The following is a 17,076-nucleotide window of genomic DNA, read 5'->3' as shown; positions in this document are numbered from 1 at the left end:
GGTCAGGTTAACTCTGTGAGACGAAGCCGGCAGGTTCGGTGCCGCACACTTGCGGGCATGTGCGCGGCGGCTCCGGCAGGCTACTAGGCTCGCAAGAATGCAGCGAATCATCGGTACCGAGGTCGAGTACGGCATCTCCGCCCCCGGCGACCCGACCGCGAACCCGATCATGACGTCCACGCAGGCGGTGCTGGCCTATGCCGCCGCCGCGAGTGTTCCCCGCGCCAAGCGCACACGCTGGGACTACGAGGTCGAATCCCCGTTGCGCGATGCCCGCGGATTCGACCTGGGCCGTGGTTCGGGGCCGGCTCCCATCATCGATGCCGACGAGATCGGCGCGGCCAACATGATCCTCACCAACGGTGCGCGACTGTACGTCGATCACGCCCACCCGGAGTATTCGGCGCCGGAGGTGACCGACCCGATGGACGCGGTCATCTGGGACAAGGCCGGCGAACGGGTGATGGAGGCCGCAGCCCGCTATGTGGCGAGTGTGCCGGGTGCACCGAAGCTGCAGCTCTACAAAAACAACATCGACGGCAAGGGCGCCTCGTACGGCACTCACGAGAACTATCTGATGGATCGCAGCACCCCGTTCACGGCGGTGATCGCGGGCCTGACCACGTTCTTCGCCTCGCGTCAGGTGATCTGCGGTTCGGGCCGCGTCGGGATCGGGCAGTCCGGTGACGAGTCGGGTTTCCAACTGTCGCAGCGGGCCGACTACATCGAGGTCGAGGTGGGCCTGGAAACCACCCTCAAACGCGGCATCATCAACACCCGCGACGAACCGCACGCCGACCCCGAGCGGTACCGCAGGCTGCATGTGATCATCGGTGACGCCAATCTCGCCGAGACCGCCACCTATCTCAAGGTGGGCACCACCTCGCTGGTGCTGGATCTGATCGAGGCGGGCATCGACTTCTCCGACATCGAGCTGGCCCGCCCGGTGACGGCGGTGCACACCATCAGTCACGATCCGACTCTGCAGGCCACCGTCGCCCTCACCGACGGCCGCGAACTGACCGCGTTGGCCCTGCAGCGCGAATATCTGGAGCGGTGCACCCGTTTCCACGAGCAGAACCACAGCGACGACGCCCGCGCCGCGCACGTCCTGCAGACGTGGGCCGAGGTCCTGGACAAACTCGAACGCGACCCGATGGAGTGCGCCGATATTCTCGACTGGCCGGCCAAGCTGCGGCTGCTGGAGGGCTTCCGCCAGCGCGAGGGGCTGAGCTGGTCGGCACCGCGCCTGCACCTGATCGACCTACAGTACTCGGATGTTCGGCTGGACAAGGGCCTGTACAACCGGCTGGTGGCCCGCGGGTCGATGAAGCGTCTGGTCGACGAGGCCGACGTGACCCGGGCGATCACCTCCGCGCCGGAGAACACGCGCGCATACTTCCGCGGTGAATGCCTGCGCCGTTTCGGGGCCGAGGTGGCGGCCGCCAGCTGGGACTCGGTCATCTTCGATCTGGGCGGCGAGTCGCTGGTCCGCATCCCCACGCTCGAACCGCTGCGCGGCAGCCGCGCACATGTCGGCGCGCTGCTGGATTCGGTGGACTCGGCGGCCGAATTAGTCGGTCAGCTCACGAATTAGGCGACGAAACCCGAAGTGTCATGACGGCCCACGAGGGCATCGGCACCGGTAGGGTGGACAGCACGACAATCGGTGATGAACGGTCGATCCGGTGCGGGCCACCGGCGGCGCATCACCGATACGGCTCGCCGACAGGCGATCGGTAAGGAGGCAGCAGATGGCGCAGGAACAGACCAAACACGGTGGCGGCGGAGACGACGAGGGTCTCGGTCCCGACGGCAGTGCCGGTCAGGAGAGGCGCGAAAAGCTGGCGGAGGACACCGACGACCTGCTTGATGAGATCGACGACGTGTTGGAGGAGAACGCCGAAGACTTCGTGCGCGCGTACGTGCAGAAGGGTGGCCAGTGAGCGACCGGTTCAGTACGCACACTCCAGGTTCCTCGTTGGGCCCCACTTTGTCGTTCGGTCCGGATATCTCCTCGTTCACCGAGTACCTGCGGGTGCATGCACCCGACCAGTTGCCGGCCGCCCGGGCCGAGCGGCTCGCGGCTATGCAGGGCGGTGACGCCTCGGACATCCCGCACGGCACCACCATCGTGGCGGTGTCGTATACGGGTGGGGTGGTGCTCGCCGGTGACCGGCGGGCCACGATGGGCAACCTGATAGCCACCCGCGATGTGCGCAAGGTGTATCTGACCGACGACTATTCGGCGGCCGGGATCGCCGGCACCGCGGGTATCGCGATCGAGATGGTCCGGTTGTTCGCTGTTGAGCTCGAGCATTACGAGAAGCTCGAAGGTGTCCCGCTCACCCTCGACGGCAAGGTCAGTCGTCTCGCGTCCATGGTGCGCGGCAACCTGGGTGCGGCGATGCAGGGTCTGGCGGCCGTTCCGCTGCTCGTCGGCTACGACATCGACCACGACAGCCCGCAGGAGCGTGGGCGGATCTTCTCCTTCGACGTGGCCGGTGACCGGCACGAGGAGTTCGGCGGCTACCAGGCCATCGGCTCGGGTTCGGTGTTCGCCAAATCGTCCCTCAAGAAGCTGTACCGTTCCGATCTCGATGAGGCGTCGGCGCTGGCGATCGCCGTGGAGGCGTTGTACGACGCGGCCGACGACGATTCGGCGACCGGCGGACCCGATCTGGTGCGCAAGATCTTCCCGACGGCCGCGGTCGTCGATGCGACGGGCTCGCGTGAGGTCCCACCGGCCGACATCGAGGCCGCCGCACGCACGGTGGCGCAACGTCGTACCGAGGAACACGAGGGGGGTGCGCGGTGACTTTTCCGTATTACGCCAGCGCCGAACAGATCATGCGCGATCGTTCGGAGCTGGCCCGCAAGGGCATCGCGCGCGGGCGCAGCGTCGTGGCGCTGACCTACGCCGACGGCGTGCTGTTCGTCGCCGAGAACCCCTCGAACACGTTGCGCAAGGTCAGCGAGATCTACGACCGCATCGGGTTCGCCGCGGTCGGCAAGTACAACGAGTTCGAGAGTCTGCGCAAGGCGGGTATCCAACTCGCCGACATGCGTGGCTACAGCTACGACCGGGCCGACGTGTCGGGGTTGTCGCTGGCCAACGCCTACGCCAACACGTTGGGGTCGGTGTTCACCGAGCAGCCCAAGCCGTTCGAGGTGGAGCTGTGTGTGGCCGAGGTGGCCAAACCGGGCAAGCCCGGGGTGTCGCAGCTGTACCGGATCAGCTACGACGGCTCGATCTCGGACGAGACCCGGTTCCTGGTGATGGGCGGCGCCACCGATTCCATCGCGGCCACGTTGAAGGACAAGTACGAGTCGGAGTTGAGTCTGGCCGACGCGCTGACGCTGGCCGTGGACGCTCTGGCCACACCACCGCCCGCGGCGAACGGGACGGCGGAGACTCCGCGTCGCGAGTTGACGGCGGGCGATCTGGAAGTGGCGATCCTCGACCACAACCGGCCGCGCCGCGCGTTCCGCAGGCTTCCGGCGGCAACGATCACCGAACTGCTGGCCAGTACTCAGCAAGCCGAGGATCCCGCACCCACCCCGGACACAACTGAAAGCGAGTCCGAGTAGTACCCGCACCCGGGTCAGTAGTCGGCCGAACGAGAGTTTCCCGGTGTTTGGTCCGCCGGCGGGTCCGGGCGCATCGTCTGGGCTGAGGACACGCGAGCGAGGAACGAGCCCCGCGTGTCCGAGGGAAGACGATGCACAAGCCCAGACCCGCCGACGGACCGAACACACAGAAATACCGAGAGTAGGGTTGAGCCGTGCAGCGTCGAATCATGGGGATCGAGACAGAGTTCGGTGTCACGTGCACCTTTCACGGGCATCGTCGACTGAGTCCTGACGAGGTTGCCCGATACCTGTTCCGGCGGGTGGTCTCGTGGGGCCGGTCGTCGAATGTGTTCTTGCAGAACGGTGCCCGGCTCTATCTCGATGTGGGTTCGCATCCGGAGTACGCGACGGCCGAGTGCGACAGCCTGATCCAGTTGGTCAATCATGATCGGGCCGGCGAGTTGGTGCTCGAGGATCTGCTGATCGACGCCGAGCAGCGGTTGGCGGACGAGGGCATCGGCGGCGATATCTATCTGTTCAAGAACAACACCGATTCCGCGGGCAATTCGTACGGTTGCCACGAGAATTATCTGGTGGTCCGGGCGGGGGAGTTTTCCCGGATCTCGGATGTGTTGTTGCCGTTCCTGGTGACCCGGCAGTTGATCTGCGGTGCGGGCAAGGTGTTGCACACGCCGAAGGCGGCGACGTTCTGTCTGTCGCAGCGGGCCGAACACATCTGGGAGGGTGTGTCATCGGCGACGACACGGTCGCGTCCGATCATCAACACCCGTGATGAGCCGCATGCCGACGCCGAGAAGTACCGGCGGCTGCACGTGATCGTCGGCGATTCGAACATGTCGGAGATGACGACACTGCTGAAGGTGGGGTCTGCGACGCTGGTTCTGGAGATGATCGAGTCGGGGGTGAGTTTCCGCGATTTCGCGCTGGACAATCCGATTCGCGCGATCCGCGAGGTCAGTCACGACACGACGGGCCGTCGCCAGGTACGGCTGGCCGGTGGCCGGCAGGCGAGCGCTTTGGAAATCCAGCGCGAATATTACGCACGCGCAGTCGAGCATATGACCAACCGGAAGCCTGATCCGGAGATGGATCTGGTGGTCGATTTGTGGGGTCGTGTTCTCGATGCCGTGGAATCCGATGATTTCTCCAAGGTCGATACCGAGATCGATTGGGTGATCAAGCGCAAGCTGTTCGAGCGCTACCAGAATCGCTATTCGATGGATCTGTCGGATCCGAAGATCGCGCAGCTCGACCTTGCCTATCACGACATCAAACGGGGCCGGGGTGTGTTCGATGTGCTGACCCGTAAGGGTTTGGTGGCCCGGGCGACGACCGATGAGGCGATCAAGGAGGCGGTCGATGAGCCGCCACAGACGACGCGCGCGAAGTTGCGGGGTGATTTCATTTCGGCGGCGCAGAAGGCGGGCCGGGATTTCACGGTCGACTGGGTGCATCTGAAGCTGAACGATCAGGCGCAGCGGACGGTGTTGTGCAAAGATCCGTTCCGCAGTGTGGATGAGCGGGTCGATCGTTTGATCGCATCGATGTGACCGTAAGGTTTGTCGAGTGGGTACCTCGAGAATCACGCCGGACGAGCGTGTTCTGAATCTGGTCATCTGTCTGCTGCACGCGCCGCAGTTCGTGACCGCAGAGTACATTCGCAAGAATGTCACCGGGTATGCGTCATCCGCATCCGGTACATCATTCAAGCGGATGCTCGAGCGCGACAAAATGAATCTGCGGGAGAACGGAATCCCTGTAGTCACCGGCCTCACACCGGAAGGCGAAGAAGGTTACCGGATCGACCCGGCCACCTATTCGCTGCCGGAGATCACCCTCGACGTGCAGGAAGCGGCGGCGGTGGCGATGGCGGTCGCGTTCTGGAAGGTACCGGAGGTTGCGGCACTGTCGCGGACTGCGATGCTCAAGCTGGAGGCGGCCGGAATCGACCTGCCCGACGATGTGTTCGCCGATATCGAGACGACGGCGGGCCGTACCGCTGATGCCGAACCGGTGCTGGCGGCGCTGGTCCGGGCGATTGACACCGGGCGGGCGGTGACCTTCGAATACCGGGCGGGCAGCACGGCGGCGCCCACGTCCCGGACGTTGGAACCATGGGGTGTGGTCACCCATCGCGGTCATTGGTACGTGGTGGGCCACGACCGGACCCGGAAGGCCACACGGACGTTCCGGTTGTCGCGATTGTCCGATGTGGAGCCGATCGGTAAGGACGGGTCGGTGGCGATTCCCGAGGGCGTCGACCTGCAGCGGACCGTCGCCGACACGGTGGACTCGGCCATCGGCACCACCGAGTTGGTGGCACGCGTGTGGGTTGCCGCCGACCGCGCGCACGGTGTTCGCCGGATGGCGCGATCGACGACCCCGCACCGGTTGGGCGATGCGGACGGGGACCTGCTGGAGATCGGGGTCCGTTATGAGACGTCAGCGGTACGTGCGATTCTCGGCGCCGGAGCCGACGTCGTGGTTCTGGAGCCGGCGCATTTTCGTGCCACGGTGATCGATGCTCTCGACAATCTGATCGAGGTGACCAGGGCGAGCGCAGCGACGGGAGATCACCACACGAGCGCAGCGACGGGAGATCACCACACGAGCGCAGCGACGGGAGATCACCACACGAGCGCAGCGACGCAGGAGCTGGGCAGGACGACGGTCCGATGACGTCCAAACCGACTCGCCTGAACAGGCTGCTGGCGATGGTGCCCTACTTCCAGGCCCACGAGGGGTTCCCGATCTCGCAGGCAATGGCCGATCTGGGTGTGACCGAACGTGAACTGTACGCGGACCTGAATCTGTTGTTCATGTGTGGTCTACCGGGTGGGTACGGCGGTGATCTGATCGAGTTGGACTTTCCGTTCTACGACGATCCGAAGGACCTCGTGGAGGTCGAGTTCCGAGAACGAACGGTATCGGTCATCTTCTCGGCGGGAATGGACAGGCCACTGCGTCTGACCAGGGCAGAGGCCACCCCTCTGTTGGTGGCTTTGCGGCAGTTGGTGAAGACTCCGGGCCTGGTGGATTCGTCGGCTGTGGACCGGGCGATCATGAAGATCGAGACTGCGGTCGGCGCTCGGGTGACCGGGGTTGCCGCTGCCGCATCCGTTCGTCCGGTCGACGCGGATACGACGTATGCGACGATCAAAGGCGCTGTTCGCGATAGGCGCGCATTGAAGCTGAGGTACTACACGGCCACCAGCGACACGACGAGCACCCGGACCGTTGACCCGATCGCGGTCAAGGTTGTCGACAACGCGATGTATCTGGAGGCGTGGTGCCGTGACGCCGAGGGTCGGCGGCTGTTCCGGTTCGACCGGGTCGATGAGGCCACCGCGCTCGATGAACCATCACGGCCGCCGGCGGAACCGGAATCGGCCGCAGTGTCTCCGGTGCTCAGCCAGAACCCCGATCTACCGGTCGCCGTGATCGACATCGACCACGCGTCGAAGTGGATTCTCGACTACTACTCGGCGGAGCCGCTCGATGACGTGACCGCCGGTGGTAGCCACGAGGACTCGGTACGCGCGCGGCTTGTCTTCGGTTCGGCCGAGTGGCTGACACGTTTTCTGCTCGGGTTCGCAGGTGATGTGCGTCTGGTCGGAATCGAGTCGCCCGACGACACCGCATCGACGTCAGCGGATGAGATCACCGCCGCGATGGCGGAGCGGGCGGCCGCCGCTCGCGCGAGGTACGCGTAGATCGGCGTTCGGGTAGCATGGCCGAGTAACTACCTGGGAGGTTGGGCGTCATGGGCGCTATGTCGTGGTGGCATTGGGCGATCGTCGCGATCGTGGTCATTGTTCTGTTTGGTTCCAAGAAGTTGCCGGAGGCGGCTCGCGGTCTGGGGCAGTCATTGCGCATCTTCAAGAGCGAGATCTCCGAGATGCAGAACGACGGTAAGAAGACTCCACCGGAGGCGTCGCGGGAGCTGACCGCGAAGCCCGAGGTGCCGGGCACCGGGCAGTCGGTGGATGACGTCAAGAAGTCCGCTTAACGCACTCGGGTAGCCGGGGTGCGTATTCCTTTCGACCCGAGGAAGCGTAAACGTAAGGTCAATCCCGACGGCACTATGTCGTTGGTGGAGCACCTGTACGAGTTGCGTACTCGGGTGGTTATTTCGCTGGTCGCGATCGTGGTCACGACGATCGCGGGTTTCGTCTGGTACAGCTCGTCGTTCCTGGGTATCGAATCGCTCGGGGAGTTGTTGCGTGGTCCGTACTGTGATCTGCCGCCGGAGACGCGGGCGGCGCTGTCACCCGACGGTGAGTGCAGGCTGTTGGCGACGGGTCCGTTCGACCAGTTCATGCTGCGTCTGCAGGTTGCTCTGACGGCCGGTGTGGTGCTGGCGTGTCCGGTGTGGCTGTATCAGGTGTGGCAGTTCATCACGCCGGCGTTGATGAAGAACGAGCGACGCTACGCGATCTCGTTCGTCGCGAGCGCGGCGGTGTTGTTCGTCGCCGGTGCCGTGCTGGCGTATCTGGTGGTGGCCAAGGCATTCCACTTCCTGCTCACGGTGGGCAGCGATGTGCAGATCACGGCGCTGGCCGGTGACCAGTATTTCGATTTCATCCTGCGGTTGTTGATCGTCTTCGGTGTGAGTTTTGAGCTCCCGCTGCTCATCATCGCGCTCAATCTGATCGGTGTGCTCACCTATGCACGGCTGAAGTCGTGGCGGCGCGGCCTGATCCTGACGATGTTCGTGTTCGCCGCGATCGTCACGCCGGGGTCCGATCCCTTCACGATGCTCGCACTTGCCCTCGCACTGACGGTGCTGCAGGAGATCGCGATCCAGGTGGCGCGGATCTCCGACCGGCGCAAGGCGAACAGGTCCGCCGCTGATGCGCGGCTTGCCGACGACGAGTCGAGCACGCTGCCGAGGCCCACGTCCGAGCCACACGCGTCGGCCATTACACCGGCGAAGGCATTCGATGACATCCTGTGAGGGTGCCGGACATCGAAGAACGAGCCGATAGCTATTCCGGGGACGGGAGCCATTCCCCAGACGTGATCGGTCCCGGGGACGGGCCAGGTCCCGCGGACAGCCGTGGGCCGCAGCTCACGGCGTTCACCGAACGGTTGGCTTTCGACCTCGATCCTTTTCAGTCACGGGCGTGCGTCGCGCTGGAGTCGGGGCACGGTGTGCTGGTGTGCGCCCCGACCGGTGCGGGTAAGACGATCGTGGGGGAGTTCGCGGTGCATCTGGCGCTGGCCGCCGGCACCAAGTGCTTCTACACCACACCCATCAAGGCGCTGAGCAATCAGAAATACACCGATCTGGTGGCAGTGCACGGAGCCGACTCGGTGGGACTGCTCACCGGAGATGTGGCGATCAACGCGGGTGCGCCGGTGGTGGTGATGACCACCGAGGTGGTGCGCAACATGATCTACGCCGGATCACCCGCCCTCGACGGTCTGTCGTATGTGGTGATGGACGAGGTGCACTTCCTCGCCGACCGCTTTCGCGGCGCGGTGTGGGAAGAAGTGATCTTGCACCTGGATCCCGCTGTGCGGGTGGTGAGTCTGTCGGCGACCGTGTCGAACGCCGAGGAGTTCGGCGACTGGATCAAGACGGTGCGCGGGGATACGACCGTGATCGTCGACGATCATCGTCCGGTGCCGCTGTCCCAGCACGTGCTGGTGGGCAACCGGATGTTCGACCTGTACGACCGCTCAACCCAGGGGGCGGCCAGGAAGGGTGCGCGGGAGGTCAACACCGACCTCAAGCGCTATATCAAACACAGGATGCTGACCGCCCCCGACAGATTCGTGCCCGACAGGGTTTCCGACTCACGGAGCAGGGGTCGCGGCCGGGGCCATCGCGGCGGGGGCGGATCCCGCACGTCGCGGCCCGATGTGGTGGCGAGCCTGGACCGCGACGGATTGCTGCCGGCAATCATGTTCATCTTCTCGCGCAAGGGTTGTGACGGCGCGCTGGCGCAATGCCAACGGTCCCGGCTGTCGTTGCTCGAACCCCACGAGGCGGCCAGGGTCGACGAGATCGTCGACAGGCATCTGAGCGACATCGCACCCGCGGACGCGGAGGTTCTGGGTGTGGAGCAGTGGCGGGCCGGTCTGCGGCGTGGTTTCGCAGCCCATCATGCGGGTCTGCTGCCCACGTTCCGGCATGCGGTCGAGGAGTTGTTCGCGGCCGGACTGGTGAAGGTCGTGTTCGCCACCGAGACGTTAGCCCTCGGCATCAACATGCCGGCCCGATCGGTGGTGCTGGAACGGTTGGTCAAGTACAACGGCGAAGCGCATGTGGACCTGACGCCGGGTGAGTTCACGCAGCTCACCGGCCGGGCCGGGCGCCGCGGTATCGACGTCGAGGGCCACGCGATCGTGCTGTGGACCCCGGAGGTGGTGCCCGAGCAGCTGGCAGGTCTTGCCGGGGCCCGCACGTTCCCGTTGCGCAGCTCGTTCGCACCCGAATACAACATGGCGATCAATCTGCTCGGCAGGATGGGTTTGGACGGTGCGCGCGAGTTGCTGCACCGCTCGTTCGCCCAGTTCCAGGCCGACCGTTCGGTGGTGGGACAGGCACGCAAGGTCGATCAGGCGCGGATCAGGCTGCGCAAAACCGACGCACAGCTGGCGGAGCTGGCGGCGGCGCGCGGTGTGGACGCCCCCGACACCGAGGACACCGATGACCGGTCGGCGAACGGTTTCCTCGCCTACATCGATCTGCGTGAGGACATCCGGCGCCGCGAACGGGACCTGAAGTTCCACCGGCGGGTGGAGAACACCCGGTCCATCGTGGAGGACCTCGGTGCGCTGAAGAAGGGGCACGTGATCGGCCTGCACGGGCGGCGGCATCGAGGACTTGCGGTGGTGCTCGAACCGGCGGCGCACGGCGTCGACCCCAAACCGCTGGTTCTGGTCGAGGACGCGTGGTGCGGCCGGGTCGATCAACGCGACTTCGTCAATCCGCCACAGGTTCTGGGCACTATGCGGTTGCCCCGTCATCCCGACCGCAGCACCGGGCGCGGCCGCCGGGATCTGGCGTCGGCGCTGCGGGCCACCGGTATCGAGATGCCACGCGGGCGGGGCAACAAGCGCGCGCCGGCCGCCGATGACGCGGAACTCATCCGACTGCGCACGGAGCTGCGCGCACACCCGGCTCATCGCCTCGACCCGGGAGACCAGCTGTTCCGCCTCGCCGAGCAACGCAACCGGCTGCTGCGCGAGATCGTCACCGCCGAACGTGAGATCGCCTCCCGCACGTCCACGTTGGGTGTCACCTTCGGCCGGATCGTCGACGTGCTGGGGGAGCTGGGTTATCTCACCCGTACCGGTGACACCGTCGAGGTGGAACACGCGGGGCGGCTGCTGGGGCGGATCTACAGCGAAAGCGACCTGCTGGTCACCGAGTGCCTGCGCGCCGGTGTGTGGGAAGGGTTGTCGCACAGCGACCTGGCCGCGGTCGTGTCGGCGATGGTGTACGAGTCACGCCGGGACTCGGCCTCCGGCGTCGATTCGGTGCCGGGCAATCCGCGGCTGCGCACCGCGCTCACCGAAACGGTGCAGGTGTGGCAACAGCTCAACGAGATGGAACGTCGGCACCGGGTGCCGACCACCCGTGAGCCCGATACCGGCTTCTCGGTGGCGGTGTCGCTGTGGTCGTCGGGGCGGTCACTGACTGAGTCGCTGGCCGCGGCGGGATTGGCAGGTCAGTTGCTCTCGCCCGGTGATTTCGTGCGGTGGAACCGGCAGGTGATTGATCTGCTGGAGCAGATCAGGATCAGTGTGGGCCCGGATGCGCCGCTGGCAACCACCGCGGCGCGGGCCGTCGGGTCGATCCGGCGGGGTGTCGTCGCGGCCGAGCTGGGCTGATCGCCGACCCGACCGGTCCGGGCCGCCCGTCAACCGGTCGGCCGGTGTACATGCCGGTGTCGTCGGCGCTGTCCTGGTTGCCGCTGCGGTAACGTGCAGAACAACGATGTGCGCCGGATGGAAGTCGGCCGCACCACGACCCGGTGCGCCGATGCGCGCCACAGATGCCAGACGATGCGCCCGGTCGCGAAGAGCGGGGAGAAGGCGGGGAAAACCGATGACCGACCCGAACAACCCGAACAGCCCGCTGGCGGGGACGCCCGGCGCCGACGGCGACGCCACCAGAATCGGCGGCACCGCTCCGTTCGGCGATCCGTCGGCCGCGCCCGGTCAGGTGCCGCCGTACGGCAGCGGTCCGGGGTTCGCGCAGTACGGTTCGCCCGCCTACGGTCCGCCTGGGGTCGGTGCGGCCAATCCTTTCGCCGCACCGACCCCAGGCCAGTACGGGCCGCCCGGCCAGCAATACCCCCAGCCGGGCCAGCAGTTCGGCCAGCCCGGCCAGCAATACCCCCAGTCCGGCCAGCAATACCCCCAGCCGGGCCAGCAGTACGCCCAGCCCGGCCAGCAGTACGCCCAGCCCGGCCAGCAGTACGCCCAGCAGCAGTACGCCCAGCCCACCCCGGCGTACGGTCAGCAACCCGGGCAGCAGCCGGGTCAGTTCGGATCACCCCAGTACGGGTCCGACCCGTTCGGCGGTGCGCAGCCCACGGGTTCGTCGTCGGACAAGAAGCTGCCCAAGGTGCTCGGCGCGGTCGGCGGAGTGATCCTGGCGATCGCCGTGATCGTGTTGGTGACCGGGTTCTGGCTGCCCGGCTGGTTCCCGAAAACGCTGTCGCAGAGTGCGGTCGAGGATGGCGTGAAAAAGGTGCTGAGCACCGACTACAACATCGACAACGTGGACAAGGTGTCCTGCCCGTCAGGGCAGTCGGTGTCCTCGGGTAAGTCGTTCACCTGTGACCTGACGGTCGGCGGCCAGCAGCAGAAGGTCACCATCACCATCGTCGACGACGACGGCAAATACGAGGTGTCGCGCCCGACGAGCTGAGCACCGCCGCGGCCGGGCGCCCCGATATACTCAGGCGCCCTGATGTATTGCCGCCCTGATGTCGTGGGCGCAATCGCAGTGGGCATACGGCCGCGGTGTCGGTCAGTTTCCGGGCCAGCCCAGCGCCTTGGACAACCTGCCGAGTGATGCACCGATACCCAGTTCGGCGCCGAGTTCGGCGAGTCGTCCGGGATCAGCCGGTTCTGTCGGCAGGACATCGGTGTCGAGTGAACCGGTGGTGGCGGCATCGGTGCGAACCGCCACCACCGTCCGCGCCGCCGACAGATAGTCGGTCGCCGCGGCCAGGGCGTTGCGGCTACGCGTGGGTACCGACGAATCTCCCTGCAGGGCGGCCTGTTCAAGGGCGTCGAGAGTGCCGAAGGAGGTGATCAATGTGGCCGCGGTCTTCTCTCCGATGCCCGGTACACCCGGCAACCCGTCCGACGGGTCGCCGCGCAGCATCGACATCTCGGCGTACGCGACCCCGGCGCGCGCCTCGGGCACCCCGTACTTCTCGGCTACCTCGGCCGGTCCCATCATCTCCGCCTTGGCCAGCCCGCGTCCGACGTACAGCACCCGCACCGGCACCGGATCCTCCGCCACCACCTGCAGCAGGTCTCGGTCACCGCTGACCACGATTACCGGGTCGACGGCCTCGGCGAAGGCCAGGGTGCCGATCACGTCGTCGGCCTCGCAGCCGTCGGCGCCGGAGGTCGCGATCCCGGCGGCGGCGAGCACGTCGAGGATCATCGTGACCTGCGGGGTCAACGTATCGGGCACCTCCTCGATGTCGGTGCCCGCGGCATCATCGGCCGACTCGGCAACGCGGTGCGCCTTGTACGACGGAATCAGATCGGTCCGGAACGCCGGCCGCCAATCCAGGTCCAGGCACACCACCAGCCGCGTCGGCTGCTCCCGCGTGACCAGCGATGCGATGGTGTCGATGAAACCCCGCACCGCGTTCACCGGCCGCCCATCAGGCGCCGTCATCTTCTCCGGCAGAGCGTAGAACGAACGGAACCACAGGCTTGCGCCGTCGAGAAGCATCACTGATCCAGCCACCCGGTCAGTCTGTCACGTCCAGCACCGATCGTGAGCCCACGATCGAGGACATGACCTCGCGTCATACCGTCGGAATATGAGCCACGCCCTCTACCGCGCCGGCCGAGGGGCACGCCCGAAGTGCTACCGCTAACCTTGTGACACATGCAGCGCTTTTCCGCCGACGTATACCGCGAACGACTGGCCCGCGCGGCCGCCCGGACCGGCGAGGCGGGCATGGACGGGATCGTGGTGTCCACCGGCCCGGATCTGCGGTATCTGATCGGTTCTCGCGCGGACACCTTCGAGCGGCTCACCGCCCTGATCATTCCGCAGTCGGGCACGCCGCGTCTGGTGGTGGCCCGGCTGGAATTGGCATCCCTGGCCGAATCGGCCGTGAGTGAGCTGGGCATCGAGATCGCGGACTGGGTGGACGGTCAAGACCCGTATACGCTCGCTCTCGAGGCGCTGCCTGGTTCGCGGATCGCGGTGTCGGACACGATGCCCGCCCTGCACGTGATCCCGCTCGCCGAGCGCACCGGACGCACCCCGGAGCTGGCGACGACGGTGCTGCGGGAGTTGCGGATGATCAAGGACCCGGCCGAGATCAAGGCGCTGCGTGCGGCGGGCGCGGCGATCGACCGGGTACACGCCCGGATGGGTGAGTGGCTCACACCGGGCCGCACCGAGCAGGAGGTGGCCGACGACATCCGGGAGGCGATCGTCGCCGAAGGACATACCGGCGCCGAGTTCATCATCGTCGGGTCGGGACCGAACGGCGCCGACCCGCACCACGAGTTCTCCGACCGGATCATCGAGCGCGGCGACATCGTCGTCATCGACATCGGTGGACCGGTGGAACCGGGCTACAACTCCGACTCCACCCGCACCTACTGCTTCACCGAACCACCCGCCGACATCTCCGACGCCTATGCGGTGCTCGAGCGGGCCCAGCGCGCCGCGGTCGAGGCGGCACGGCCGGGGGTGAGCGCCGAAAGCGTCGACGCCGCCGCACGCGACATCCTCGTCGAGCACGGTCTCGGTGACCGGTTCATTCACCGCACCGGCCACGGCATCGGATTGTCGGTGCACGAAGAGCCGTACATCGTCGGCGGCAACACCATCACATTGCGGCCGGGAATGGCGTTCAGCGTAGAACCCGGCGTGTATTTTCCTGGCCGGTGGGGCGCTCGGATCGAAGACATCGTCGTCATCACCGACGACGGGTGCGAACCGGTGAACACACGGCCGCACGGCCTGGTGACGCTGTAATCACACGTCATGTGCCGAATCGGCGCATGCGGTCGCCATCTGACCTCGCCCAACGCCTCGGGACGCCAGGGCTACCGAAGTTTCTCGACGCCGTCGCGGCCGCCCCACGCTCGGTCAGCGGTGAGTACGGGCAGAGCACGTCGGTGCCCGAGCGCGAGGCAGAGCCGGTCGCCGAGCGACAGACCGTCGCCTCGGCACCACAGGTCGGCGGCGATGTCGCCGTCGGCTCGGCTCACCGGCTCCACCTTCAGCCCATAGCTGGAGAGCAGGCCGGACGCCAGCGACCAGTCGCCGCAGTCCTTAGGCTGGCGTGATGGATTCCTCGCAGTGGCTTGCCGACTTTCGGGACGCGGCGAGTAGTCGCGTGCAGCAGGCCGAACCTGACTGGGCGGGCGGCAGCCGGCTTACCCCGGGTGTCGCGCGTAGCCTGCAACGGTTCCAGGTCGGGGAGAGCGGCGACGGGCGGCATTTGATCGCGAAGGCCGCGGCGAGCGGTGACGCCGACTACGCCGATGCCGTGCTGTTGTTCGTCGCCGAGGAACAGAATCACGCCCGCATGCTGGCCGAACTGCTGCGGGCAGGCGGGTACGGCACCGTGAAGCGCCACTGGTCGGACACGGTGTTCGTGCGGCTGCGACGCGCGCTCGGTCTGCGCCTGGAAGTGATGGTGCTGGCGATCGCCGAGGTCATCGCGCTCCGCTACTACCGCGCGCTCGCCGACGGCGACGACGCACTGCTGACCGATGTTGCACAACGCATTCTCGACGACGAGCATCGGCACGTGCCGTTTCAGGTCGACCGGCTCCGCGCCGGATTCGGGGATTCCGCGGCCGGGGTTCGATGGATCGTCGAGTATGTTTGGCGGGCAATGGCATTGGTGGTGACCCTGGTTGTCGCACTCGATCACGGTCCGGCATTGCGGGAGGTAGGCGTGTCGCGTCGACGGTTCGTCGGCGACACTGCTCGACTGTTCGCCGGCGTCGTCGATGATGTGTTCACCACCGCGCGCCACACTCGACGCTGGCAGTCGCGGTTGCCGGATGCCGCGGCGGTCCGCCGTGGCCGACGTCGTAGCGGTTGATGTTCCGGTGCGCCGGCCCCGGCTCTCGTACCGACCGGCTCGCTTGCCTGTGGTCACCGCCTTTTCAGCGCTTCGTCATCTCCGCGATCAGGTCGGGCTCGGACGCCGGTCGCAGCGACCATGCCTCCAGACTGACACAGATCGACCGCTTGCCCGAACGCCGCTGGGCCGCATGGGTGTGGCCGTGGATCAGCCACATGCCGAGGTCGGGCAGCTGATACTGGTCGAACTGGTCGCGGCCGTATCGATCCGGAGTACTGCGGTACGGAAAGTGGCTCAGCACAACGCCGTGCTCGCCCACCTTTGTCCGAGCCATCTGCTGGACCGACGCGAACACGCGTGTATAGGCGGCGAAGTGGCGCTGGGCATTGCGATACATCGGGTTCACCGGGTCGTGGTTGCCGGTCACCAGATGCAGCGGGACACGCAATGGCGCCAATTGTTCGAGGGCACTGTTCATGCTTGCGACGCCGCCGGAGCAGATGTCCCCGAGCACCCACAGCGTGTCCGTATCAGGGTCAAGTCGGTGGAGCGCGACCATGATCGCCGCATCGTGTGCGGCCACGGTGTCGAAACCGCGCAGAGCGGCGAGTTTCGGATGCGCCAGGTGCAGGTCGGCGGTGAAGTGGACGGTCATGTCACTCCTGCAGGGATCGGCGTTGCGCGCATTCGACAAGTGTGGCAGGAGGGTGGTGGCATCGCGAGCCCACCTGCCGTGCCGATTCCCGGACCCGGTTGAGCTGACCCGAAGACGACGAGAGGTGCGCGAACACCTCAGGCCAGGAGCGTCGTCGACCCCAACACCCGTGACACCGCCACCTCGATCACCACCCGCCGCGGATTCGCCTTGGGCTTCCGGTAGCGCTTGGCGTAGCGGTCCTCGGCGTCGGTGACCCGGGCGGGTTCGCGGCTCACCGACGCCGCACCCTCCAGTGTCAGCCAACGCGGACCGTCCACATGAGTCAGTGCCGCGTACCCGCCGCGTTCGACGTTGCGGACCTTCTGACTGCCGTCGACGGTGATCACGCGCGCGATCCGGGTGTCCCGGTCGTAAGTGAATCCGACGGCGACGACATGCGGAGTACCGTCGGCGCGCGTGGTGGCCAGCGTCGCCAAGTGCCGCTCGGTGAGAAACTCGTGGGCTGCGTCGTTGAGTGCGTCGGGGGTTCGGGTCATGCGCCTCAGCCTAGTGTCCTCG

At 66.4% G+C, this 17,076-nt stretch carries 17 protein-coding genes; 13 read left to right on the top strand and 4 right to left on the bottom strand.

The window, feature by feature from the left end:
- Positions 1-97: 97 nt before the first annotated feature.
- From dop to GII31_RS10920, 11 genes are all read left to right on the top strand, one after another.
- The gene (dop, locus tag GII31_RS10970; protein ID WP_260840437.1) at positions 98-1,597 is read left to right on the top strand and encodes a depupylase/deamidase Dop; all 1,500 of its coding nucleotides are present in this window, start codon (positions 98-100) and stop codon (positions 1,595-1,597) included.
- A 157-nt stretch (positions 1,598-1,754) separates the two neighbouring features.
- Positions 1,755-1,946, top strand: coding sequence for a ubiquitin-like protein Pup (locus tag GII31_RS10965; RefSeq protein WP_040514036.1), 192 nt, complete (start codon positions 1,755-1,757; stop codon positions 1,944-1,946).
- Positions 1,943-2,818 (top strand): proteasome subunit beta, encoded by an 876-nt coding sequence (gene prcB / locus GII31_RS10960; protein ID WP_260840435.1) that lies wholly within the window; start codon positions 1,943-1,945, stop codon positions 2,816-2,818. Before GII31_RS10965 ends, prcB begins: the two co-directional genes overlap by 4 nt.
- Entirely contained in the window at positions 2,815-3,591 is a 777-nt protein-coding gene (gene prcA, locus GII31_RS10955) for a proteasome subunit alpha (protein ID WP_213249447.1), read from the top strand. Before prcB ends, prcA begins: the two co-directional genes overlap by 4 nt.
- Before the next feature lie 194 nt (positions 3,592-3,785).
- Positions 3,786-5,144 carry a Pup--protein ligase gene (gene pafA, locus GII31_RS10950; RefSeq protein ID WP_213249445.1) on the top strand — a complete coding sequence of 453 codons (1,359 nt, stop codon included), beginning with the start codon at positions 3,786-3,788 and terminating at the stop codon, positions 5,142-5,144.
- 16 nt (positions 5,145-5,160) lie between these two features.
- Positions 5,161-6,273 (top strand): helix-turn-helix transcriptional regulator, encoded by a 1,113-nt coding sequence (locus GII31_RS10945; protein ID WP_213249443.1) that lies wholly within the window; start codon positions 5,161-5,163, stop codon positions 6,271-6,273.
- The gene (locus tag GII31_RS10940; RefSeq protein ID WP_213249441.1) at positions 6,270-7,307 is read left to right on the top strand and encodes a helix-turn-helix transcriptional regulator; all 1,038 of its coding nucleotides are present in this window, start codon (positions 6,270-6,272) and stop codon (positions 7,305-7,307) included. The genes GII31_RS10945 and GII31_RS10940 overlap by 4 nt, the downstream gene beginning before the upstream one ends.
- A 50-nt stretch (positions 7,308-7,357) precedes the next feature.
- Positions 7,358-7,603, top strand: a complete 246-nt coding sequence (tatA, locus tag GII31_RS10935; RefSeq protein WP_213249439.1) for a Sec-independent protein translocase subunit TatA — start codon at positions 7,358-7,360, stop codon at positions 7,601-7,603.
- An 18-nt stretch (positions 7,604-7,621) separates the two neighbouring features.
- Positions 7,622-8,551 carry a twin-arginine translocase subunit TatC gene (gene tatC, locus GII31_RS10930; protein ID WP_213249437.1) on the top strand — a complete coding sequence of 310 codons (930 nt, stop codon included), beginning with the start codon at positions 7,622-7,624 and terminating at the stop codon, positions 8,549-8,551.
- Between the two features lie 62 nt (positions 8,552-8,613).
- Entirely contained in the window at positions 8,614-11,439 is a 2,826-nt protein-coding gene (locus GII31_RS10925; protein ID WP_246222218.1) for a DEAD/DEAH box helicase, read from the top strand.
- A gap of 217 nt (positions 11,440-11,656) precedes the next feature.
- Positions 11,657-12,484, top strand: a complete 828-nt coding sequence (locus tag GII31_RS10920) for a DUF4333 domain-containing protein (protein ID WP_260840433.1) — start codon at positions 11,657-11,659, stop codon at positions 12,482-12,484.
- A gap of 102 nt (positions 12,485-12,586) precedes the next feature.
- On the opposite strand, the gene GII31_RS10915 is transcribed toward GII31_RS10920, so the two are convergent.
- On the bottom strand, positions 12,587-13,531 hold the full coding sequence (locus tag GII31_RS10915) for a 5'-3' exonuclease (protein WP_260840502.1): 945 nt from the start codon (positions 13,529-13,531) through the stop codon (positions 12,587-12,589).
- Between the two features lie 159 nt (positions 13,532-13,690).
- Between GII31_RS10915 and GII31_RS10910 the strand changes: the two genes are divergently transcribed.
- Positions 13,691-14,797: a M24 family metallopeptidase gene (locus GII31_RS10910; RefSeq protein ID WP_260840432.1), complete on the top strand. Its 1,107-nt coding sequence runs from the start codon at positions 13,691-13,693 to the stop codon at positions 14,795-14,797.
- Between the two features lie 71 nt (positions 14,798-14,868).
- Here GII31_RS10910 and GII31_RS10905 read toward each other — a convergent pair whose 3' ends face one another.
- Complete coding sequence (locus tag GII31_RS10905; protein ID WP_213249431.1) at positions 14,869-15,033, bottom strand: PIN domain-containing protein; 165 nt, start codon at positions 15,031-15,033, stop codon at positions 14,869-14,871.
- Between the two features lie 77 nt (positions 15,034-15,110).
- On the opposite strand from GII31_RS10905, the gene GII31_RS10900 reads away from it, so the two are divergent.
- The gene (locus GII31_RS10900; protein WP_213249429.1) at positions 15,111-15,878 is read left to right on the top strand and encodes a ferritin family protein; all 768 of its coding nucleotides are present in this window, start codon (positions 15,111-15,113) and stop codon (positions 15,876-15,878) included.
- A 64-nt stretch (positions 15,879-15,942) separates the two neighbouring features.
- Here GII31_RS10900 and GII31_RS10895 read toward each other — a convergent pair whose 3' ends face one another.
- Positions 15,943-16,515: a metallophosphoesterase gene (locus GII31_RS10895; protein ID WP_213249427.1), complete on the bottom strand. Its 573-nt coding sequence runs from the start codon at positions 16,513-16,515 to the stop codon at positions 15,943-15,945.
- Positions 16,516-16,652: 137 nt separating this feature from the next.
- The gene (locus tag GII31_RS10890) at positions 16,653-17,054 is read right to left on the bottom strand and encodes a pyridoxamine 5'-phosphate oxidase family protein (protein WP_213249425.1); all 402 of its coding nucleotides are present in this window, start codon (positions 17,052-17,054) and stop codon (positions 16,653-16,655) included.
- Positions 17,055-17,076: the final 22 nt, after the last annotated feature.

Origin of the sequence: Gordonia pseudamarae (assembly GCF_025273675.1) — a bacterium.
In the GTDB taxonomy this organism is placed as follows: domain Bacteria; phylum Actinomycetota; class Actinomycetes; order Mycobacteriales; family Mycobacteriaceae; genus Gordonia; species Gordonia pseudamarae.
Note: the sequence above shows the minus strand (reverse complement) of the source record. Positions and strands in the feature narration are given on the sequence as shown.

Excerpts from the sequence above, each read along its gene's own strand:
- GII31_RS10900 (WP_213249429.1), top strand. The coding sequence starts at position 15,111 with ATGGATTCCTCGCAGTGGCTTGCCGACTTTCGGGACGCGGCGAGTAGT.
- dop (WP_260840437.1), top strand. The coding sequence starts at position 98 with ATGCAGCGAATCATCGGTACCGAGGTCGAGTACGGCATCTCCGCCCCC.
- GII31_RS10915 (WP_260840502.1), bottom strand. The coding sequence starts at position 13,531 with ATGCTTCTCGACGGCGCAAGCCTGTGGTTCCGTTCGTTCTACGCTCTG.
- GII31_RS10920 (WP_260840433.1), top strand. The coding sequence starts at position 11,657 with ATGACCGACCCGAACAACCCGAACAGCCCGCTGGCGGGGACGCCCGGC.
- GII31_RS10965 (WP_040514036.1), top strand. The coding sequence starts at position 1,755 with ATGGCGCAGGAACAGACCAAACACGGTGGCGGCGGAGACGACGAGGGT.
- GII31_RS10910 (WP_260840432.1), top strand. The coding sequence starts at position 13,691 with ATGCAGCGCTTTTCCGCCGACGTATACCGCGAACGACTGGCCCGCGCG.
- GII31_RS10940 (WP_213249441.1), top strand. The coding sequence starts at position 6,270 with ATGACGTCCAAACCGACTCGCCTGAACAGGCTGCTGGCGATGGTGCCC.
- GII31_RS10895 (WP_213249427.1), bottom strand. The coding sequence starts at position 16,515 with ATGACCGTCCACTTCACCGCCGACCTGCACCTGGCGCATCCGAAACTC.
- tatA (WP_213249439.1), top strand. The coding sequence starts at position 7,358 with ATGGGCGCTATGTCGTGGTGGCATTGGGCGATCGTCGCGATCGTGGTC.
- GII31_RS10890 (WP_213249425.1), bottom strand. The coding sequence starts at position 17,054 with ATGACCCGAACCCCCGACGCACTCAACGACGCAGCCCACGAGTTTCTC.